Annotated in this window: 21 protein-coding genes; 8 read left to right on the top strand and 13 right to left on the bottom strand. The window is 56.3% G+C overall.

Translation table 11 applies throughout. The features are described from left to right. The first annotated feature begins 60 nt into the window (after window positions 1-60). The 5 genes from VLY20_08640 to VLY20_08620 are packed head-to-tail and all read left to right on the top strand — an operon-like array spanning window position 61 to window position 2,191. On the top strand, window positions 61-774 hold the full coding sequence (locus VLY20_08640) for a YggS family pyridoxal phosphate-dependent enzyme (GenBank protein ID HUK56707.1): 714 nt from the start codon (window positions 61-63) through the stop codon (window positions 772-774). 2 nt (window positions 775-776) lie between these two features. Continuing rightward, a complete protein-coding gene (locus VLY20_08635) occupies window positions 777-1,076 on the top strand; it encodes a YggT family protein (GenBank protein HUK56706.1) in 300 nt (99 codons plus the stop codon). 46 nt (window positions 1,077-1,122) lie between these two features. Next, window positions 1,123-1,647, top strand: a complete 525-nt coding sequence (locus VLY20_08630) for a DivIVA domain-containing protein (GenBank protein ID HUK56705.1) — start codon at window positions 1,123-1,125, stop codon at window positions 1,645-1,647. A 21-nt stretch (window positions 1,648-1,668) separates the two neighbouring features. Further along, complete coding sequence (locus VLY20_08625; protein HUK56704.1) at window positions 1,669-1,908, top strand: type II toxin-antitoxin system HicB family antitoxin; 240 nt, start codon at window positions 1,669-1,671, stop codon at window positions 1,906-1,908. After that, complete coding sequence (locus VLY20_08620) at window positions 1,877-2,191, top strand: DUF167 domain-containing protein (protein HUK56703.1); 315 nt, start codon at window positions 1,877-1,879, stop codon at window positions 2,189-2,191. Before VLY20_08625 ends, VLY20_08620 begins: the two co-directional genes overlap by 32 nt. Window positions 2,192-2,200: 9 nt before the next feature. Here VLY20_08620 and VLY20_08615 read toward each other — a convergent pair whose 3' ends face one another. The 13 genes from VLY20_08615 to ccsA all read right to left on the bottom strand — a co-directional run bounded on the left by VLY20_08615 (window position 2,201) and on the right by ccsA (window position 16,245). Beyond that, window positions 2,201-2,950: a cytochrome c3 family protein gene (locus tag VLY20_08615; GenBank protein HUK56702.1), complete on the bottom strand. Its 750-nt coding sequence runs from the start codon at window positions 2,948-2,950 to the stop codon at window positions 2,201-2,203. A gap of 56 nt (window positions 2,951-3,006) precedes the next feature. Next, complete coding sequence (glmM, locus tag VLY20_08610) at window positions 3,007-4,380, bottom strand: phosphoglucosamine mutase (protein ID HUK56701.1); 1,374 nt, start codon at window positions 4,378-4,380, stop codon at window positions 3,007-3,009. A gap of 1 nt (window position 4,381) precedes the next feature. Then, window positions 4,382-5,044 (bottom strand): CdaR family protein, encoded by a 663-nt coding sequence (locus VLY20_08605; protein ID HUK56700.1) that lies wholly within the window; start codon window positions 5,042-5,044, stop codon window positions 4,382-4,384. After that, window positions 5,041-5,856: a diadenylate cyclase CdaA gene (gene cdaA / locus VLY20_08600; protein ID HUK56699.1), complete on the bottom strand. Its 816-nt coding sequence runs from the start codon at window positions 5,854-5,856 to the stop codon at window positions 5,041-5,043. Before cdaA ends, VLY20_08605 begins: the two co-directional genes overlap by 4 nt. Next, on the bottom strand, window positions 5,849-6,736 hold the full coding sequence (folP, locus tag VLY20_08595; protein HUK56698.1) for a dihydropteroate synthase: 888 nt from the start codon (window positions 6,734-6,736) through the stop codon (window positions 5,849-5,851). The genes cdaA and folP overlap by 8 nt, the downstream gene beginning before the upstream one ends. Window positions 6,737-6,826: 90 nt before the next feature. Beyond that, entirely contained in the window at window positions 6,827-8,611 is a 1,785-nt protein-coding gene (gene ftsH / locus VLY20_08590; protein HUK56697.1) for an ATP-dependent zinc metalloprotease FtsH, read from the bottom strand. Window positions 8,612-8,715: 104 nt separating this feature from the next. Next, entirely contained in the window at window positions 8,716-9,279 is a 564-nt protein-coding gene (gene hpt, locus VLY20_08585) for a hypoxanthine phosphoribosyltransferase (protein HUK56696.1), read from the bottom strand. A 186-nt stretch (window positions 9,280-9,465) separates the two neighbouring features. Next, entirely contained in the window at window positions 9,466-10,404 is a 939-nt protein-coding gene (locus VLY20_08580; protein ID HUK56695.1) for a bifunctional riboflavin kinase/FAD synthetase, read from the bottom strand. Between the two features lie 17 nt (window positions 10,405-10,421). After that, window positions 10,422-11,396 carry a porphobilinogen synthase gene (gene hemB, locus VLY20_08575; GenBank protein ID HUK56694.1) on the bottom strand — a complete coding sequence of 325 codons (975 nt, stop codon included), beginning with the start codon at window positions 11,394-11,396 and terminating at the stop codon, window positions 10,422-10,424. A 17-nt stretch (window positions 11,397-11,413) separates the two neighbouring features. Next, on the bottom strand, window positions 11,414-12,952 hold the full coding sequence (gene cobA / locus VLY20_08570) for a uroporphyrinogen-III C-methyltransferase (GenBank protein HUK56693.1): 1,539 nt from the start codon (window positions 12,950-12,952) through the stop codon (window positions 11,414-11,416). A 4-nt stretch (window positions 12,953-12,956) separates the two neighbouring features. Further along, window positions 12,957-13,883, bottom strand: coding sequence for a hydroxymethylbilane synthase (hemC, locus tag VLY20_08565; GenBank protein HUK56692.1), 927 nt, complete (start codon window positions 13,881-13,883; stop codon window positions 12,957-12,959). Between the two features lie 82 nt (window positions 13,884-13,965). Next, window positions 13,966-15,303, bottom strand: a complete 1,338-nt coding sequence (gene hemA / locus VLY20_08560; protein ID HUK56691.1) for a glutamyl-tRNA reductase — start codon at window positions 15,301-15,303, stop codon at window positions 13,966-13,968. Window positions 15,304-15,429: 126 nt separating this feature from the next. Beyond that, window positions 15,430-16,245 (bottom strand): cytochrome c biogenesis protein CcsA, encoded by an 816-nt coding sequence (ccsA, locus tag VLY20_08555; protein HUK56690.1) that lies wholly within the window; start codon window positions 16,243-16,245, stop codon window positions 15,430-15,432. Between the two features lie 263 nt (window positions 16,246-16,508). Between ccsA and VLY20_08550 the strand changes: the two genes are divergently transcribed. The 3 genes from VLY20_08550 to VLY20_08540 are packed head-to-tail and all read left to right on the top strand — an operon-like array spanning window position 16,509 to window position 18,106. After that, window positions 16,509-16,952, top strand: coding sequence for a bifunctional nuclease family protein (locus VLY20_08550; GenBank protein ID HUK56689.1), 444 nt, complete (start codon window positions 16,509-16,511; stop codon window positions 16,950-16,952). A 57-nt stretch (window positions 16,953-17,009) separates the two neighbouring features. Beyond that, complete coding sequence (locus VLY20_08545) at window positions 17,010-17,630, top strand: hypothetical protein (protein ID HUK56688.1); 621 nt, start codon at window positions 17,010-17,012, stop codon at window positions 17,628-17,630. 20 nt (window positions 17,631-17,650) lie between these two features. Next, window positions 17,651-18,106: a bifunctional nuclease family protein gene (locus VLY20_08540; GenBank protein ID HUK56687.1), complete on the top strand. Its 456-nt coding sequence runs from the start codon at window positions 17,651-17,653 to the stop codon at window positions 18,104-18,106. The last annotated feature ends 28 nt before the right edge of the window (window positions 18,107-18,134 follow it).

Below are 18,134 nucleotides of genomic sequence, written 5' to 3'. Positions count from 1 at the left end.
GATCGTTCGCGCATGTCTAGGCCGGGTCAAACCGTTGGCGGGTTCTTGCCGGATGGTGTGATGAATGAATCGATCCCCACAAACCTGCGACGGGTTCGGGAGCGGGTCGTCGCTGCGGCGGAACGGTCGGGGCGCGATCCGGCTCGAATTGGTCTGGTGGTTGTGACCAAGGGGGCGACCGGCGACCGAATCCGGGAGGCCGTGGCGGCCGGGGCGACGGCCCTGGGAGAGAACCGAGTCCAGGAAGCCCTGCCGAAGATCAAGGCCATGGATGGCGCGATCCGATGGCATTTGATCGGTCACCTCCAAAGGAACAAAGTCAAGCAGGCTGTCGGCGTGTTTGATCTGATTCATTCGGTGGACAGTCCCGAATTGGCCCGAGAGATTGATCGACGGGCCGAACGGCTCGGGCTTCGACAACGGGTGCTGATTCAAGTCAACGTATCCCGTGAACCGAGCAAGCACGGGGTTTTGCCGGAAGAGGTGGACCGCTTGTCTCAGGAAACGGCGGCTTTATCGCATCTTGCGTTCGAAGGTCTGATGACGATTCCGCCGCCGTCCATCGATCCGCAACGGTCCAGGACCTATTTCCGGTGGCTTCGTGAAAAAGCGGAGGCGTTGAAGAGGGCCGGATGGCCCGTTCGCGAACTGTCGATGGGAATGTCCGACGATTTTGAGGTGGCCATCGAAGAGGGGGCGACCCTCATTCGTGTTGGAACCGCGATTTTCGGCCCGAGGAGAAATCCGGAGGGGAACCGAGGGAGACCGGAATAGAAATGTTTATCGCCGCCAACCTGGTTACGGCCGTCGCGGAGGTGATCGGCCTTGTGTTGAATTTTTATATGTGGGTGGTCATTGTCCGGGCCCTGATTTCCTGGGTCAATCCGGATCCCTATAACCCGATCGTCCAGTTCCTCTACAAAGTCACGGAGCCGGTGCTGAATCCCATCCGTCGGCTCCTGCCGGTGTATAATATGGGTATTGATCTTTCGCCGTTGATCGTGATCCTGATTCTTATCTTTTTGAGGAGTTTTTTAGTGGGAAGTTTGTATCAATTGGCCCTGAGGTTGCAGTAACCAAGCGCCGCGGGGTTCAACGGATATCAGCAGGGAGGGGACGGGGATGAAGATTACACCTTTGGATATTCAGCAGGCCGGGTTCAAGGTCCGGATGAGGGGCTACGACCGGCAGGAAGTGGACGGCTTTCTCGACGCTATTACCGAAGACTACGAAGCGCTGGTCCGGGAAAACAACGCCCTTCGTGAAAAAACGGCCGAATCGGAAAATCAATTGGCCGAGTTGCGAAAGAAGGAAGCGACCTTGAACAACACCTTGATGAAGGCCCAGGACCTGGTGGAGGAAATGAAGCACGCCGCCCAGAAGGACGCGGAGTTGATCGTCAAGGAAGCGGAACTGAAAGCGGAAGGGATGATCCATCTGGCCCGTGAAGAAATGATCGCGATCAAACGGGACATCCTCGATCTTCAAAAGCAGAGGCTCGTGTTTTTGGAAAAGATCCGGTCCACGATCAAAATCTTCCAACGGGTGGTGGAGCTCGAGGATCGTGAAGAGGACAAAAACGGGAAGAAAGACCGAACGGAAGAGGAACGGGACGACAATATCCGCCTGTTAAAACCGAAGACATAGAGGCAATAACAAGGACTGGTCATGGAGGTGAAGATGCATTACGACGTGTACATCACCCAAAAGGACCGGCTCTATATGGCCATGGTTCCGGCACTGCCCGGATGTTCCGCCCTCGGGCGTTCGGAGGACGAGGTGTTGGGTAACATCCGGGATGTGATTGAAGGCTACTTGCGCTTGCTGCAGAAACAGCGAAAACCGTTTCCCAACGTCAAGGTGGTGAAGATACACCATGCCCGATATCCCGCCGCTCGATCTGCGTGAATCGAAAGAGGGCGTTGTTCTCAAGGTTTGGGTACAACCCAAAGCCTCTCGGCAGGAGTTGTCCGGCATCCATGACGGTGCGTTACGGTTACGTTTAATGGCTCCCCCGGTTGAAGGAGCCGCGAACGAGGCCTGCCGGATCTTTCTGGCGGAACTCTTTCAAATTCCTCAAAGTCGGATCCGGATCATCCGGGGCGCTCGCTCCCGACAAAAGTGGGTTCAGATCCATGGAATGACCTCCAAGACGGTTCTGCGGCGGCTGCGGCAATCGGCGATGACTTAGAAATTTCAACTACCGGTCGTGACAGACCAAGCAGAGTGTCTTGTTGGGGGCGCGGAGAAAAGGGCGGGTGTCGTTATTGTGAGGGTTGTGGCAGGAATCGCAATGGATGACCCCTCGGAAGGTCCGAACCAATGCCGAAGCGGCCGCCGGGTCATTTGGGTCGATGTTTTGCAGATTCAACGCCGCGGAGCGGGGGCCGGTCGGCAAGACCACGCCGTTGTCGTCACGGTCGGGAATCGACCAGTACCTTCTGAGCTTTGGATCCGGCCGATCGGCGATCATGCTTCCGTCCGGTTGACGGGGGTACAGGATCGAATCGGGATGGTCCGAGGTTCGAAGACCGGTCTGCAGAGCCTCCACGGCCTGGGGATTATAGGTCGCCGCCGGGCCGGAAAATCCCAATTGATGGATGTTGTTTCCCAATACGCCGTCGTGGCACGTCAAGCAGTCAAACGAAGGTCCGAATGGTTTTGTGTCGGGTGTTCCCTTTCCCAACGGCGGAAGCGCAACGTGACTTGTATGGAAGGCCTTGGTCGGATTCTCCTTATCCCACGCCGGGACGGCCTGAGTCGCGTTGGCTTTAATATGACAGGAGCCGCAGACCGTTTCCATCGTGGAAGCGGGCCCGGCCGGAAGCACGTTGTGCTTGCTGGATAAGACCTGATCAAATCCTTGCCCGCCGGCGATCTCCGGGAGAAGCCCCGCCGCTGTAATGAAAACCAATGTAGTGAAGACCAGCGCCCGTTGTCCGAAGGTCATGGGTTTCCCTCCGTAAAAGCTATACCACAAACCGCTTTTGTTTGTCTATTTGGAACTCACCCTCCGGTGCCGACGGCATTCCGGATGGTTTGTGCAAGGTCGTCGGCCCATTTCCGGATTTCCGGTTCGCGTTCGCCTTCGATCATGATCCGGACCAACGGTTCGGTCCCGGAATAGCGGACCAGGAGGCGTCCGGAACCGTCCAGTTTCTTTTCGAGTTTATCCATGTGCTGCCTGACCTTGGGCAGGGACGACAGGTCAAGCCGTTCCTTGACCCGGACATTCACGAGCACTTGGGGGAAGTTCGTCATGACCTTGGTCAGCTCCGAGAGAGGCTTCCCGGTGGTCTTCATCATGGCGAGGACTTGCAAGGATGTGATCAGTCCGTCGCCGGTGGTGTTGTAATCCAAAAAGATCAAATGGCCGGACTGTTCACCGCCGAAATTGTAACCGTCCCGAAGCATCCGTTCCAGCACATACCGGTCTCCGACCGCGGTTTTCACGATGCGAATACCGGCCGTTTTCATGGCCCGATCCAGGCCCATGTTGCTCATCACGGTCGTGACCAGGGTGTTTTTACTGAGCCGACGCATCTTTTTCAGGGACACGGCCAGGGCCGCCATCACTTGATCTCCGTTCACCAAGCGGCCTTTCTCACAGGTGAAGATCGCCCGGTCGGCATCGCCGTCGTGCGCGACGCCGACGTCCGCGCGCTGTTCCCTCACTGCTTTCTGGATCACTTCCGGATGCGTGGAGCCGCAGCCCTGATTGATGTTCATCCCGTTCGGTTCGTCGCCCAGAACGATCACCTTGGCGTCCAGCTCCCGAAGAATCGTCGGAGCGACTTTGTAGGCCGCGCCGTTGGCACAATCGACCACCACCGTTAATCCTTGGAGGGTCAACCCCTTCGGGAGGGAACTTTTAACGAACTCGATGTATCGCCCCTCCGCGTCGTCGACGCGGAAGGCCTTGCCGATCTCATCCGCCGTCGGGCGAATGGAGTCAATCTTTCCCGAGAAGATGAGCTCTTCCATCTCGTGCTCCATCCGGTCCGGAAGTTTCAACCCGTCCCGGGAGAAGAACTTGATTCCGTTGTCCTCGAACGAATTATGGGAGGCCGAGATCACAACGCCGGCGTCCGCGCGAAGGCTCCGCGTGAGAAAAGCGATGCCGGGGGTGGGGAACGGGCCCACCAGAAGCACGTCCACGCCCATCGAACAGATTCCGGAGGTCAATGCGCTTTCAAGCATGTAGCCGGACAGCCGGGTGTCTTTTCCGATGACGATACGGTGCCGACCGGCTTTGTTCTTGAACAGGTAGGCGGCCGCCCGACCCAATTTCATGGCCATCTCGGAGGTCATCGGCTCCTGGTTGGCGATTCCGCGGACGCCGTCCGTGCCGAATAATTTTTTAGTCCGACCGGGTTTCATTTTAGTTTTGTCTGATGACATGGATCTTCACTTGAATCGGTTCTTTGACATCCGCCTGGAGGTTCTTCCCCAGAAGGTTCAACCTGGTCTCGCGGACGAGGACTTTCCGTATACCGGTGACATCGATCGGGTCCGTCAGGAGTTGAGTGAGCGGATCGACGACGCTTCGCGCGCCCTCGACCGTGACCCACGCCGGCGTTACATCCACCCTGCCGATCCGGAAGCCCGCGGCGGGCGCGCCATAAACCCTGGCGGAGACCTGGACCGCCTTTTTTAACAGGGCTTCCGTGCGGACCACGACCCGTCGAGGGTTAATCCAAGTAATCTGAATATTGGAGGGGACCGCAATGACCGAGGGATCCAAAAAATAAACGTTATCGCCTTCCCGGGCTCCCGTCAAATCCAAAACGGCGCTGACGGAGCGCCCAGTCATTCTCTGCAGAATCCGTTCACGGCCTTTGATCCGGACATTGACATCGTCGATCATGTCTCCAACGACGACCAAAGTGGGAGGGAGGTTTTTCAATTCCAACGGCACCGTCATTTCCATCTCTACTCCGCCCTTCGCATTCACGTAGAGCCAGAGGACGACCGCGAAGGCCAGCGAGGCGATCTTGATCAGATAGTTGTCCAGCAACAGGGCCTTCAGTTGATTCAGAATCATTTGGATCGGGCCGGAAAAAACTCCTTCAGCCGTTCAACAATCGCCAGCCCTTCCCGCTTTTCCCGCAGGAAGATCCGGTTCAGGACCCGCCGGAGGGCGGCCGCGTCCAGTTCGCGTGTCAACTTCCCGGCAATGATGACCGAAATCGACCCGCTTTCTTCCGATACGACGATCACGACCGCGTCGGTCTCTTCCGTGATTCCCATCGCGGCCCGATGGCGGGTGCCGAGCATCTTACTGATGTCCGAGCTCAGCGTCAACGGCAGGAAGCATCCGGCGGCGATCAGCCGGTCGCCCTTGATGATCACGGCGCCGTCGTGAAGCGGCGAATAGGGCATGAAGAGGCTCAGAAGCAGTTCCTTGGAGAGCTTGGCGTCGACCGCCACGCCGACCTCCACGATATCCTTCAACTCGATCTCCCTTTCAAGGACGATGATAGCCCCCATCCGCTTGTTGGCCATCGAGACGACCGCGCGGATGATTTCTTCCAGCGTGCGGGACTCTTCACTGGTGCTCATGTTTCGACCGAACGGGGTTTGGCCAATTTGGGCGAGTGCCCGGCGGATTTCAGGCTGGAAAAGTATGACGATGACAAGCACCACCTGGGCCCAGAAGCTCGTCACAAGCCAATCCACCGTATAGAGGTCCGCCGATTTGGATAGGACGGAGGCCAGCAGCAACAACGTCAATCCCACCAGCATCTTCAGGGCGCGTGTGCCCTTCAGGATCAGAAACAACCAATACAACACCGTCGCGACAATGGCGATGTCAAGAATATCCTGCCACCGTATGTTCAACAGGACCTCACGCATGTCGGACCCGCTCGATGGCCTCGACCATTCGAACCACGCGCCCCATGGCTTTGACGTCGTGGACACGGACGATGGAAGCCCCGTTCAGGACCCCGACGGCCACGGCCGCCGCCGTTCCCTCAAGCCGCTCTTCAACCGGCAGCCCCAGGACTCGGCCGATGAATGATTTGCGCGAAGGGCCGATCAGAAGCGGTCGGCCGCTCGCCCCGAGTTCGCCCAGCCGGGAAAGGATTTCCAGGTTGTGTTCGGCCGTTTTCCCGAAACCGATGCCCGGATCCAACACGATGCTGTTTCGAGATATTCCGGACTGTTCGGCCCATTGAATCCGGGTTTCAAAAAAATCGCGAATCTCACGGATGACATCGGTATAGACGGGACGGGCCTGCATGGTTTTCGGCGTTCCCTGCATATGCATGAGCACAACCGGAACACCTTCTTGCGCCACGAGGGGGGCCATTTCCGGATCGAAGCGCAGCGCGCTGATGTCGTTGACGATCCTGGCCCCGGCCGCGAGAGCCCGCCGGGCCACCTCGGTTTTACGGGTGTCGATCGAGATCGGGATCGCGAGCCGTTTCGCGAGGCGCTCGATCACCGGCACCACGCGCTGGATTTCTTCCTCCACCGGCGCCGGATCCGCTCCGGGCCGGGAGGATTCCCCGCCGATGTCGATCAGATCGGCGCCCTCGTCCGCCAGGGTTTCTCCCCGCCGGACGGCTTCATCCGTTTTTAGATAGAGGCCGCCATCGGAAAAGGAGTCTGGGGTGACGTTCAGGATGCCCATCAAAAGGGTTCGCGGTCCGAGAGATAGATCCAGACCGGGGCCTTGAAGATGCGACGTCGGATTCTTACCGGATGATTGTTGCAAGGGTTGTAACGTCAATCCATCCTCCTCCATCCCGAAGCCGGCGGAAAGCGATCAAGTGAGGATGAAAAAAAGGCGGGGCAGATTTGGGTGCAGGAGCGATACCGGTTATGCGGAAGCCCCTTCGATGAGCTTGTCGATCTCGGGTGCGTCCAAAACCTCCTTTTCCAGCAGGGCCTCCGCAATGGCCCGCAGCGCCTTGATGTTCTCCCGTAAAATGTTCTTCGCTCGCTCGTAATTGTCCATGATCAGCCGCTTGACCTCGTTGTCGATCTCGATCGCGGTATTTTCGCTGTAGTCGCGTCGGGTCGCGATCTCGCGACCGAGGAAGATTTCTTCGTCTTTTTTTCCGAAGGTCAAGGGGCCCAACTTATCGCTCATGCCCCATTCGCAGATCATCTTTCGGGCCAGGTCCGTCGCGCGTTCGATATCGTTGCCGGCACCGGTCGTGATGCGATTGAGAACGATCTCTTCGGCCGCGCGGCCTCCCATCAGAATGGCGATATTATTGTAGAGAAACTCGCGTGGGAATGTGTACCGGTCGTCCGTCGGCAACTGCATCGTCAGGCCTAAAGCCCGTCCGCGGGGAATGATGGTTACCTTGTGAACCGGGTCCGTTCCCGGAATCATTCGGGCGACCAAGGCATGTCCGGCTTCGTGATAAGCCGTCGTGCGCTTCTCTTCCTCGTTCAGGACCATGCTTTTTCGTTCAACGCCCATCAGGACCTTGTCCTTGGCCGCCTCGAAATCGGACATTTCGACGACCTTTTTATCCATCCGGGCCGCCAAAAGCGCGGCTTCGTTGACCAGGTTGGCCAGGTCCGCGCCGGAAAAACCGGGGGTCCCGCGCGCGATTACTTCGAGGTTAACGTCTTTGCCCAGGGGAAAGCGTTTCGTGTGGACCCGAAGCACATCCAAACGGCCTCGGACATCGGGACGGGATACCACAACCTGGCGGTCGAACCGGCCGGGGCGGAGTAGCGCCGGATCCAAAACATCCGGTCGGTTTGTCGCCGCGATCAGAATAACGCCTTCGCTTGTTTCAAACCCGTCCATTTCCACCAGCAACTGGTTCAGGGTCTGCTCGCGTTCATCATGGCCCCCGCCCAGACCCGCTCCCCGGAGTCGTCCGACCGCGTCGATTTCATCAATGAAGATGATGCACGGGGCGTTCTTTTTGCCCTGCTCGAACAGGTCCCGAACTCGCGAGGCCCCGACCCCGACAAACATCTCGACAAAATCGGACCCGCTGATCGAGAAGAAAGGTACTCCCGCCTCACCGGCGATGGCCTTGGCGAGAAGGGTCTTGCCCGTCCCCGGCGGACCCACGATCAGTACCCCTTTGGGAATTCGTCCCCCCAATTTCTGGAATTTGGGCGGATCCTTCAAGAACTCGATGATCTCCGTCACTTCTTCTTTCGCTTCATCGATTCCGGCGACGTCTGCAAAAGTGACTTTTTTGCGGTCTTCGGTCAGAAGACGGGCCCGGCTTTTTCCAAAAGAAAGAGCTTTATTGCCCCCGATCTGCATTTGTCTCATCAGGAAAAACCAGAGCACCAGGAACAGGACGAAAGGCCCCCAAGTCACAAGAAAGGTGATATACCATGGACTCTCTTCCGGCGGTCTGGCCACGATCTTCACATTCTTATCCCGCAGAAGCTTCACGAGGTCGGGATATTCCACCGTGTAGGTCTTGAATTTATTCCCGTCTTTTAAAACGCCGTTGATTTGATTGGGTTTGATTGTAACTTCGGTGACTTCTCCCTTGTCTAACCGGGTCATGAAATCGCTGAAAATAATCTCTTCTTCCAACGACTGACTCGGGGCCTGAAAAAGATGGAACATCAAGATCATAAAAAGGCCCACGAGCAGCCAAAAGACCATATTTTTCATTCTTGAGCTCACTACAAAAACCTCCTTAACTTCTCGTTCGCATTCCGAACAATTGCTCCGCTGCAACGTGAGGAAACAATGAAAATCATTTTAACACAGCTTTATTATTCTTGCCAATAGAAAAGCTCCTCAGCTTCCGAGACCTTGTCCATGACCGCAATGTACGGAAGATTACGATAACGGTTCTGGTAATCCAACCCGTATCCAACGACATATTTGTTCGGAATGGTGAAGCCCACGTAGTCGATTGAAACCCGAACCTTGCGGCGCTCCGGTTTATCCAAAAGCGTGCAAACTTTAAGCGACTTGGGTTTCCGGGCCAGCAGCTGCTTCTTCAAGAAACTCACCGTCATTCCAGAATCGACGATGTCTTCCACGAGAAGGACATCCTGTCCGGTCACCTCTTCGGCCGTATCCGAAAGAATCTTGATTTTACCCGCGACCGACCGCTTTTGGGTGGGCCGGGTGGTCACTACGATGAAGTCAACGCGGAGCAGAAGACGGATGGCCCTGACGAGATCCGCGTAGAAGGCGAAGGCCCCTTTGAGTACGCCCACCATGAGCAGGTTTTTGTCGGCATAATCAAGGGTGATCTGGTTGCCCAGTTCCCGGATTCGTTTCTGCATTTCATCCTGTGTAATGATCGGCCGGCCGAAGATTCGCTCCATCCATGGTCCTTTCTATTATTAAAAGGGGCTCACGTCGCCAATAATCTTTTCTGGGGGCCCTGTGCGGTGCTGTCGCTCCTCCGATGCCCCCAGACCCCGAGCCCGGACAGGCGAAGCCTGATCCTCGCTCTCCACCGGCCTGGCCGGATGGAGCCTCCCCTCTCGCTCGCCGGCGAGCGAGAGACTTTAAAACACCGGAGTGGCCGCCAAGATCGCCTTGGCTTTGTGAATATCTTCTTCCATATGACGGACCAATGCCCTCTGGTCCTGGAATGTTTGTTCGGGTCGAATCCATTCTACAAAACTTACCCGGAGGTGCTGATCGTATAAATCCGGCTGGGACTCGAATAGATGGGTCTCCACCATCCGCTCCTTAGACCCCAGAGTGGGTTGCGTCCCGATATAGGTCACGCCGTTGAATATCCGGCCGTTGATTTCGGCCTGCACCGCGTAAATCCCGTTGCACGGAATGACCAACTCGCCCGGAGGCCGAAAATTCGCGGTCGGGTATCCCAGGGTGCGTCCCCGTCGGGCGCCGGGGATGATTCGACCTTCGAGACAGTAAGCACGTCCCAGGAGTTCCCGTGCAGCGGAGACCCGGCCGTCCAGCAGGCATTGACGGATGCGGGACGAACTGACCGGAGACCCTGCGACAGACACCGCCTCCACGGGGTGCACTTGAAATCCCAAGTCATTCCCCAGCGACGCAAGATCACTGACCGTTCCCTTCCGGTCTTTGCCGAACGCGAACCGTGAACCCACAAATATCTCTTCCGCCCCCAAGTCGTCCCGGAGAACGTTTTGAGCAAATTGGGCCGGCGTCAGGTTGGCGAAAGCATGTGTGAAGGACACCACCCTGACCTGTTGAATTCCAATCATTTCGATCCAATGCAGCCGCTCCCCGAAGGTCATTAAAAACTTCAGATCCAGTGTGGGGGCCAGCACCTTCAGGGGATGCGGGTCGAAGGTCAATACAATACCCGTTCCTCCGGCGGCCTTGGCCCGATCAACCGTCCGGCTGAGAATGGCCTGGTGGCCCCGATGAACTCCGTCGAAATTGCCGATGGCCACGACCGCGAAAGTCGCCTTCCGACCTTGACTGGTGTGATTCCGAATAATCTCCACGAATACGCATCGTCCTCTCAGGACCGTAGAAGCCGGGCCGCATCTTTGGCGTAGTAGGTCAGAATCAGGTCCGCGCCCGCCCGTCGGATCGAGGTGAGCGTTTCAAGCATAACCCGATCCTCATCCAGCCACTTTAATCGAGCGGCCGCTTTGAGCATCGCATACTCTCCGCTGACGTGGTAGGCGGCCACTGGAACATTGAAGGCGCTCCGGACACGATAGATCACATCGAGGTAAGGGAGCGCCGGTTTGACCATGACGATGTCGGCGCCTTCCTCGATGTCCATCGAGACTTCCCGCAGAGCCTCGCGCACGTTGGGCGGATCCATTTGATACGATTTGCGGTCCCCGAATTGAGGGGTCGATTCGGCGGCTTCGCGGAACGGTCCGTAGAAGGCCGAGGCGTATTTGGCCGCATACGACAAGATCGGCGTCATCTCAAAGCCTGCTTGGTCCAAGGCTGTGCGGATCGCCTTGACCCGACCGTCCATCATGTCGGAAGGCGCGACCAGATCCGCTCCGGCCTCGGCGTGGGAAACGGCTTCGCGGGCCAACAATTCCAGTGTCGGATCATTCAGGACGCGACCCTCTTTCACGATGCCGCAATGGCCATGGCTGGTATACTCGCAAAGACAGACATCCGTGATCACGACGAGGTCCGGCACACGATCTTTGACGGCTTTCACGGCCTGCTGGACGATGCCGGTCGGAGCATAAGCCTCCGACCCTTTTTTATCCTTTTTTCGGGGAATGCCGAATAATAGGACGGCCGGGATCCCCAGGCGCCGAGCTTCCTGGGCCTCTTTGACCAGATAATCGATCGAAAGCTGATACGTGTTCGGCATCGAGGTGATCTCTTTGCGAACCCCTTTCCCGTGGGTGACGAATAAGGGATAGATGAAATTTCCGACGGAAAGCGCCGTTTCCTGGACCATTTTCCGGAGGAGGGGGGATTGTCGGAGTCTTCGCGGACGTGATTGGGGGAACGACATCGCTTCTTGAGGCCTTATCAGGTCGGTTGAACTGTAAAATGTTCCACGATTGCCTGCGCCAGAGAGGGAATGGTGGAATCTTTGGGTAAAATATGCACGGACAATCCATGCTCTTCGGCCGTTTTAGCTGTGATCGGCCCGATGCAGGCCACCACCGCGCTGTTTAAGAGTCGCCGAGCCTCTCCCGGCTCGAACATCTCGACAAAATTTCTGACGGTGGACGAGCTGGTAAATGTTATAACAGAAATCTGACGGCCTTGCAAAAGATTTTTGACCCAGGCCAGGTCGCGGGTCGGGCGCACGGTGCGATAGGCCGTCACCACATCCACGCGGGCGCCCATCCGGGTCAAGGCGTCCGGCAGGACGTCGCGGGCCACTTCGGCTCTCGGAATTAGGATCCGTTGGTCCCTCAAGTCCTTCCGGCCCATCTGCTCGATCAAGGCCTCGGCGACGTAGTCGTCCGGCATCAAGTCCACGCGTATTCCCATGCGCTCGATCTCCTGGGCGGTTCGGGGACCGATGGCGCAGAGTTTGATTCCCTTCAACGCGCGGACGTCCTTGCCGCCGTTCCGGAGTCGTTCCAGAAAGTACAGGACTCCGTTGACGCTCGTGAAGATCACCCAGTGGTATCCCTCGATGTCGCGGATCGCGCCGTCCAAGGCTTCCCACGACTCGGGAGGAACAATCTCGATGGTGGGAAATTCGACGGGATCGGCTCCATAGAGTTTGAGGAGATCGGTAAACTCGGTCGCTTGATCCCTTGCCCGGGTCACCAATATTCGCTTCCCGAATAACGGCCGGCCTTCAAACCAATTGAGTTGCTCCCGCAATTTTACCACCTCCCCCACGATAATCAGCCCCGGCGGCCTGAGCGCTTCGGTCTGAACTTTCTCGACGATATTTTCCAGCACTCCGACCACGGTTCGCTGTTCCGGCTTCGTTCCCCAGCGAACGACCGCCACCGGTGTCTGGGGCGTTCGGCCGTGTTGAATCAGTTGCCGCGCGATCTCGGCCAGGTTGCTCAGGCCCATAAAAAAAACCAGTGTTCCCCGGTCGGGAAGTTGGTTCCACGGCACATAGCCGTCCCGTTTGTCCGGATCTTCATGCCCGGTCACAAACGTGACGAGGGAGGCGACATCCCGATGAGTCAGAGGAATGCCGGCGTACGCCGGCACGCCGACGGCTGCCGTTACGCCGGGAACAATTTCAAACGGAATCCCGGCGGCGGCTGCGGCGGCGGCTTCTTCTCCTCCTCGACCGAAAATAAAGGGGTCGCCCCCCTTGAGTCTGACCACGATCTTCCCTCGCCGCGCTTTTTCGATGAGCAGGCGATTTATGTCTCCCTGCCCGAGATGGGTCTCTCCGCCTTTTTTGCCCGCGAAAATTCGTTCGGCCTGAGGTCGGGCGTATCGAAGAAATTCCTCGTTGGCCAGGTAATCGTAGACGATCACATCCGCCTGTTCGATGCAGGCCTTGCCTTTGATCGTTAAAAGGCCCGGATCGCCGGGTCCGGCACCGATCAGATAGATTCTTCCCGTTTGTTTAATGGGCCGCATGGGTTCATTGGTAAATTTCCCGTAAGATGGCATCCGCACCTTGCGCCAGAAGCCGTTCCGCAAGATCGAGGCCCAACATCTCCGGCTGTTCGGGGTCGCCGGCGATCCCGTCACGAATCACCCGATTTCCATCCACGCTGGCCACCAGGCCTTCCAGGACCATACGTTCCTCGTCTCGGATCTGGGCATAGGCGGCGATCGGAACTTGGCAGCCGCCTTCCAGCCGTTTTGAGAAAGCCCGTTCGGCGCGTACGCACCGGCTGGTGATCGCATGGTTGAATCGGACCAGCATCGGATTTACGTCTTTGTCCGAAACCCGGCATTCCAACCCCAATGCCCCCTGGCCGATGGCCGGCACGCAGAGTTCGGGGTCGAGATATTCCGTGATCCGGTCTTCCCATCCCATACGACGGATCCCGGCCGCTGCTAAAACGACCGCGTCCAATCCTTCCTTCTCGATCTTTTTAATGCGCGTGTCAAGATTGCCCCGCAGCGGAACGATCTCGAAATCCGGACGGAGATGGCGGATTTGGGATTGTCGGCGAAGGCTGCTGGTGCCGATTCGAGCCCTGCGCGGCAGATCCATTAGACGTTTCCCGCTTCGAGCGATGACCACGTCTCGCGGATCTTCACGACGGGTGATCGCGGCCAGATGGAGTCCTTCCGGGAGGACGGCGGGAACATCCTTCATGCTGTGGACGGCCAAACTGATCTCTTCGTGGAACAAGGCTTCCTCGATTTCTTTTACAAACAGACCTTTTCCACCCACCCTGGCCAAGGGAACATCCGTAATTTTATCTCCGGTCGTCTTGATTTTTTTTAGTCGCACGTCCAGATCGGGGAAGGCCGCTTCGATCTCTTCTTTGATCAAGCTCGCTTGGCAGAGGGCCAGAGTGCTTCCCCGCGTGCCGATGATGAGTTTCTGCGACATAGACTGATTTCACGCCCTTTTCTTCATCCGGCGGCCCTTCGATTTTCTGTTTCGTTTCGGGCCCGGGATGCTGGTCACATCATTATTCCGTTGATGCGTCTTCGCCCGAGTCGTCTTTATCGGGGGCTGCGGGCTGGGGGTGGCGGTGAAGATCTTTATCCAGATTGAATAACCGGCGGACGGCTTCAACGTACTGAGCGCCGTTTTTTGAACGGGCTTCGTCTTTTAAGGCCACAAGCGGAGAATGAAGGAGTTTGTTGATAATGGAGGCGACCAAACCATCAACCGCTTCCCGTTGTTCGGGAGAAAGGCTGCCCAGCTTTGAGATGAATTTGTTCGCTTCCAGTCGACGAATCTCCTCGGCCTTTTCGCGGAGGGCCGTGATCGTCGGAATCACCTCCAGCGATTTAAGCCATTTGTTGATCGCCTGCAATTCTTCAGAAACGATTCCTTCCGCCCTCAAGGCCTCTTTTTGCCGGCCTTCCAGGTTGGCGTCCACGATCAACTGGAGGTCGTCGATGTCGTACAGAAAAACGTTGTCAATCCGATTCACGTTCGGGTCGATGTTTCGGGGAACGGAGATGTCGATCAGGAAAATGGGGCGGTTTTTGCGACGTTGGATGGCCTTGTCGATGTGTTCTTCGGAAATAACGTATTGCGATGCCCCCGTGGAACAGATCAGGATATCGGCCTCGGCCAAATACCGGGGGAACTCTTCGATCCGGAGGGGGATCCCGTCGAACCGTTTCGCCAACTCGATGGCATTGTCGAAATTGCGCGTGGTGATCATGACCTTCCCAACGCCGTTGTCCACAAGATGGCGCACGGCCAGTTCCGCCATTTCTCCGGCCCCCATGAGCAGAGCTTCCTTTCCTTCCAGTCGCCCGAAGACCTTCTTGGCCAGTTCCACGGCGGCGAAACTGATCGAGACCGCGTTCTCCGCGATTTTGGTTTCAGTGCGAACCCGCTTGGCCACCGAGATCGCCTTTCGAAAAACTTTGTTAAGGATCACGCCCGTGGCCTTTTGGTGCAGGGCAATATCGAAGGCGTCTTTCAACTGTCCCAGAATTTGCGGTTCTCCGATCACCATCGAATCCAGGCTGGAGGCGACGCGAAAGATGTGACGGATGGCTTCGTCGGCCGAATACAGGTAGAGGCTGGCGTTCCATTGCTCGGGAGACAGATCGGCATGGTAGTCTTCAAAGAACTCTTTGATCCGCTGGAAACCGGTCTGAATCTGCTGGACCACCGCGCAGACCTCCACCCGGTTACACGTCGAAAGAATCAATCCCTCATCGATTCCATGATAGGATTTAAGCCGGATCAGGGCTTCTCGGAGCTGAGCATCGGAAATCGAGAACTTTTCGCGGATTTCGATCGGTGCGGTTTTGTGGTTTAATCCGACAACAATAATGTCCAACGATGACTCCATAACGAGGGCCTGCATCGCCCCCTCCAAAGGTTTGGCCTTTGGAGTCCTCTTCTCGCTCGCATGGATCGCTGCGTAGACACGCTAAGAGGTATTGGCCAAGGATCTAGGTCATGATTAGATGAAGGCGTGCTGCCCTTTCCAAACCAGGTCAACACCCACAAACGAGAAGACCACTCCGACGAAACCGATGATGGCCAGATAGGCGGCTTTCTTAGCCCGCCATCCGACCGTGATTCGTCCGTGCAGAACGATCAGGTAAAACAACCAGATCGCCAAAGTGAAAATCTCACGTGGGTCCCAGTACCAGTTCGAGACGTAGCCCGCCCCCCATGCGCCGATGATGATTCCCAAGGTGAGAAGGCCGAAACCCAAAATGACGGCTTTGTGGTTCAAATCATCCAGGAAATCCAGCGACGGAAGTTTGTTGTAAAGATTGTTGAACTGCTTCGATTTGAGCAATCGTTCTTGGATGAGATACATGACACCGACTAAAAAGGCGATGGCGAAGGCCACGGCGCCCAAAAGGGACAGCGCGGTGTGGGTATAGACCCATGCCGTGCGCATCGCGGTATCCGGAGGCCGCAATTCTGTTGGAAGCACGGCGCCCGACAACAGCGAGATCAGCGCCAACGGCAGGACAAAAGAACCCAGAATGTGAATGCGAAAGCGGACCTCGACGAGTAGAAAAACGAGGACCAGCGCCCAGGCGAAAAAGGCCATCGCATCAAAAAGACGGGTCAGCGATACGTAACCGGCCTCCATCATCCTGTTTAACAGGGTAACGGTGTGGAATCCGAAACCAATTCCGGTGAAGACCAGTGAAAACCGGGAAAACGATTCCTTTTTGCCGGCGAGTAAATAAACGAGAAAAGTCACGGTGCCGAAAAAATAGCAGCCCAGCGTGATTTGGAAAAAAAGAACATTCATCATTAACCTCACATAGGGAATGATTATAGCTGTTTAAAAAAGTCTATGTCAAGGACGTTAAGTCGCCCCGCGGTTAAATCACAACTCTTGGATAATTCATGAAAAAGAGAGGGAATTGTTCGGCCTGAAACTGGCAAAAAAACGTATTGAAATAACCCCGCTATTATTATATATTATATTTTCGATAAGCTATGGTGTTTCGCCGAGAGCCAATTCGGCATGGGTTTCACGGAATAAACGGATTCACGAGGCGCGCCGTGCTTCAAATGAAAGTCAGGGGGTTGATGTACGACCCGTTCAATAACGCGTTCATTATTATTCTACGCGACGAGCAGGAAAAGGAAGTTTTGCCGATCTGGATCGGAAAGCCGGAAGCCGGTGCGATCAGTTTCGCGTTGGAAGGCGTTTTTACCCCCCGTCCCATGACGCATGATCTGATCAAAAACATTTTGGAAAACAGCGATGCCAAAGTGATCAGCGTTGTCATAACGGATCTTAAAGACAATACGTATTTCGCCAAGATTCATGTTTATTACGGGGATTCTGAATACACGATCGATTCCCGTCCCAGCGATGCCATCGCTCTGGCCCTCCGGGTGGACGCCCCCATTTTTGCAACCGACACCGTCATTCAGAGGCACAGCACGGAAGAAATCGATCGCTGGTTGGACAATCTTCGTCCGGAGGACTTTGGAAAATACGACGCATAGACAGGAGAGGAGCCGCAGCGTACGGCGGGCGGGGTCTCGGATGCGTGAGCAAACGGGATGATTCCTTTCAATCGTATCTGGATCTGGTCGGGGCTTTTGGCCTGCTTGATGGGTGGGCTGGTTCTGGGTTGCGCCACGATCGATGATCTTTCGAAGGAATCCTATCGCAAGGTCGGTCTTCCATCGAAGTTATTTGAACAACAAGCCCTGGGGATTCTTCCACTTTTTGGCCGGCATTCGGTCCGCGATTACCTTTCCACGGCGGACGCGATCTTTCTGGAGAGCTTTCAGCGGCGTCGCGGTGGCCAGCCATGGATTGATCCTCATGAAAGCCTTAAGCGGATTCGAGAGGCCGATCTCGGATCGGTGTATGAAGATCTGGTGAAAGGATATTCCGTCGAACAACCTCCCCGTCAGGAGCCGCTCCAGCGGATCGGGAAGGCGGTTGGAACCCGATTCCTGCTCTTGACCGAGTTGCAAAAACTCGAAATGGACGAAGGGGCGACCGAGGTCAAGTTGACCGGCCGCGTTTGGGATGCCGAAAAAGGTGAGATCCTTTGGGAAGGCGTTGGTGAAAGTCGTGGTTATGTCGTATTGATTTTCCCATGGGTTCCTTCCAGTTTTGAGAAGACGATGGCGATTGCGAGCGACGGTTTGATTGAGCGACTTCCATTTTAACGAAGAGGCGGCGGATTTCGATGGACATTAAGCTAAACGTTCAGAGCGTGCTGACCGATCCAAAAACCGAAACCCAGGTTGTGCTGCTGCGGGCGGATAACAATAAGGAGGTCTTGCCCATCTGGGTCGGGGTCGTGGAGGGGAGCGCGATCAAGTTTGCCTTGGACGGGGTCCTGCCGACCCGCCCGATGACGCATGATTTGCTCAAGAACATTCTGGATCATCTCGGTCTTCGGGTCCAGAAGGTGATCATTACGGAGATCAAAAACAATACGTACTATGCGTTGGTCTATGTCGAGTCGCACGGACGTCTGCTGAGCATCGATGCCCGTCCCAGCGATGCCATCGCCCTGGCGCTCCGAACCCATGTGCCGCTTTACGTTGCGGAGGAAGTCTTCAAGCAAAGGGGGGGCGAAAACCTTGACGCCTGGCTTGAAAAGTTGGAACCGAAAGACTCCGGAGAGCATACCGTGTAAAGATCCCATGTTTTTTTGATTTCGTCCA

The sequence above is a fragment of the Nitrospiria bacterium genome, assembly GCA_035517655.1.
GTDB lineage: Bacteria > Nitrospirota > Nitrospiria > JACQBZ01 > JACQBZ01 > JACQBZ01.
The sequence above is the reverse complement of the archived record's forward strand: the minus strand, read 5'-3'. Positions and strand labels throughout refer to the sequence as shown.